Below are 3,105 nucleotides of genomic sequence, written 5' to 3'. Positions count from 1 at the left end.
CAAAGTATCGGACAGCCCGGCACTCAGCATCGGACAGCCCGGCACTCAGCTTACAATGAGAACTTTCCACATTGGAGGAGTAGCCACTCAGTCGGTTGAAGAGAACGAGGTTAAAGTAAATTATCCTATTTATATAGAGCATCTTTCTGGCTATGTTTTACAGCCAAACGGAATAAAAATTACGGCGAGAAAAGGCGATTTGAAAATAAGAAGGGTTTTGGATAAATGGGAAAAGAATAATATACAAGATATATTATTTGAAAACAATTCTAAAGTTCTTATCGGAGACGCGATAGCCACTACGAAAAATGGCGAGGAGATAAAATCTACTTATAACGGAACATTCAAAATAACGGACGATGATAAATATATAATGATAACGGGAATGGAACATGATATAAGTGTAAAAGTTGGAAGCGAATATAAAGTTGACGAGCATTTGTTTATCGAGGCTAATACGATTTTGGCAAGTTTTGACGCTTATAACGAACCTATCATTGCCGAAAAAGGCGGAGTGGTGAGGTATCAGGATATTATTTTGGGCAGAACTATGGTAGAGGAAATAGACGAACAGACGGGAAACAAAACTCATATAATACAAGAATTCAAAGACGAAAAAATGCAGCCTAAAATACTTATAGTAAGCGAAGGCGACACTTTTGAAACCGACATACCAAACGGCGCTCAACTTATGGTAGACAATAACGCCAAAGTGGAAGCGGGAGAGGTTATAGCGAAAATAACGAGAGTCCAACAAAAGAGTAGGGATATTACGGGAGGACTTCCAAGAGTTACCGAATTGTTAGAGGCTCAAAAACCTAAAGACGCTGCGATTATCGCTGGAATTGACGGAGAGGTTGAAATTGGAGGCTCTCATAAAGGCAAAAAAGTAGTTAAAATTATAAACGAATTTGACGAAACGAAACATTTAGTGCCGCATGGAAAAATGCTTTTGGTTAGAAACGGCGACCATGTGGAAACGGGCGCTCAATTATGCGCGGGCAAGATAAATCCTCATGATATTTTGGAAACTAAAGGAGATTTGGCTCTTCAAACTTATTTGCTCGAAGAAATTCAAGGCGTTTATAAACAACAAGGCGTTGGAATTAACGATAAACATTTTGCTCTTATAATTAGGCAGATGTTAAGAAGACTCGAAATTACCGACCCTGGCGACACGAAATATATAGTTGGGCAGTATGTCGACAAATACGAATTTGAAGAAGAAAATAAAAGATACGAAGAAGCGGGAGGCTCTCCTGCAAGCGGTAAACCCGTTCTTTTGGGACTTACGAAAGCCGCTCTCAATACGGAAAGCTTTATATCTTCGGCATCTTTCCAAGAGACTACGAAAGTTTTGACTAACGCCGCAATCAAGGGTAAAGTCGATAAATTGCTCGGACTAAAAGAAAATGTTATTATCGGGCATTTGATACCAGCGGGAACGGGAGTTAAACTTTATAATAAACTTCATGTATATAATAAGAAAAGCGGAGATTTGGAAAAAGTCGAAAAAATAGATTTGACTCCTAAAAAAGAAGAGGATATTATTCAAATCACCGTTTGATATTATTTATAAAAAATCTAAAACAAAAAAGGCGTCACATTAAATATGACGCCTTTTTAATTTCGTAAATAACTTTAAACGAACGCTTTAATTAACTTCCAGAAGAGGTTGGAGTATAATTAGTCAAATTTCCTTCATAAGTAGTTTTATAACTATATTTATAATTTACCCCATCTACCACATTATCCACTGATAATCCATCTATATATGTAATGGATATGTTATTGCCAGAGATAGTAAACTCTATATAAGATTTTTCTATGTAACCATCATAATTACTTCCATCATATACTTTGCTCACGGAATATTTAGAACCAGATTTTAATAGTTGCACTGCAGCACTATCGTTTAACATGCGTTCAATTGACTGTTGCACTTGTTCAGCATTTAATCCCTCGACCTCGCTGCTATAATAATGTTCATATTTTAAATTATTATTGGTAATATTCAAATAAAATATCATATCACCGCTACTTGTAATGTCATTTTGTAATTCTTCTTTAGTAACTCCGCTTGTTGCATTTGCGCTATGGGATGTAAGTGAAAGAGCGCCTCTATAGTAAGCGTCCGTTAAATCCGTTGCTGGGTCTCCCGTAGCCGTTGGAATGGTTGCAGTCAAATCTTCGCTTGTTTCTCCTCCGCCTTCTGGCTCTGCAGGATTTTTTCCACAGCTTATGGAAAATAATAATAGAAATGATAATAATGTGATTAGAAATGTTTTGAGTGATAAAGGATTAGTTAAAAGTGTAGTATTCTTCTTCTCTTCTCTTCTCTTCTCTTCTCTTCATGTAAATTTATCTCCTGTTAAATAGATTTAATCCGAAATTTTTTCTTTCGATTATGGACGAATTATACAATATTTAAAAAATATGTCAATACTTTTAAATAAAAAAATTAAAAAAAATTCTGTCATTGCGAACATCAATAGATGCGAAGCAATCCACACTGAATAGATTACTTCGTTCGTTTGGCAACTGCCCGCTTTAGCGCACTCACTCGTAATGACAATGCATTTCTGTCATCGCCTCGCGGCGCACAGCGTGTGCGAACCTTTATAGAGGCATGGCAATCCAAATAAAAATAAATAGCCATGCTTTTATTTTGCGATGACTAAAAATTTTGTCAAATATCTTATATTAATTATTTATTTTGTATTGAATATATTTTTTTAATTTTAAAACCGTTAAAAAATGTATTAAATGTATTATTTTACGAACAGTTTTTATTGAAAAAGCAAAATTTAGGCTAAAATTCGCTTTTAAGGTATTGCTTTTTTTTTCGATAATGCTATAATAGATAACACAAACGATAAAAAAGTTCTTTGAAATATGGATAGCAGAAGCAATTTAAGAAAAACAAACACAACTGGTGTAAAATGAACTTTAATAGTTCGAAGACCCAAAGTTACAATTTGTAACAATTTCTTTAGCATAAGTAAATCATCACTTGGTAGAGTGATAAAATAAAGAATCAAAGCGAGTATGGAGAGTTTGATTCTGGCTCAGAGCGAACGTTGGCGATGCGTCTTAAGCATGCAA

The 3,105-nt window shown here is 35.1% G+C and carries 2 protein-coding genes and 1 pseudogene; 2 read left to right on the top strand and 1 reads right to left on the bottom strand.

Annotated features, from left to right (window positions below):
* A pseudogene (locus EZH24_RS09365) lies at window positions 1–1,567 on the top strand (DNA-directed RNA polymerase subunit beta'); the annotation flags it as partial.
* A 91-nt stretch (window positions 1,568–1,658) separates the two neighbouring features.
* Here EZH24_RS09365 and EZH24_RS09360 read toward each other — a convergent pair.
* Window positions 1,659–2,186, bottom strand: a complete 528-nt coding sequence (locus EZH24_RS09360) for a hypothetical protein (RefSeq protein ID WP_137998892.1) — start codon at window positions 2,184–2,186, stop codon at window positions 1,659–1,661.
* On the opposite strand from EZH24_RS09360, the gene EZH24_RS09355 reads away from it, so the two are divergent.
* Entirely contained in the window at window positions 2,173–2,379 is a 207-nt protein-coding gene (locus EZH24_RS09355; RefSeq protein WP_137998891.1) for a hypothetical protein, read from the top strand. The genes EZH24_RS09360 and EZH24_RS09355 overlap by 14 nt on opposite strands.
* The last annotated feature ends 726 nt before the right edge of the window (window positions 2,380–3,105 follow it).

The sequence above is a fragment of the Brachyspira catarrhinii genome, assembly GCF_005518285.1.
In the GTDB taxonomy this organism is placed as follows: Bacteria; Spirochaetota; Brachyspiria; order Brachyspirales; family Brachyspiraceae; genus Brachyspira; species Brachyspira catarrhinii.
Note: the sequence above shows the minus strand (reverse complement) of the source record. Positions and strands in the feature narration are given on the sequence as shown.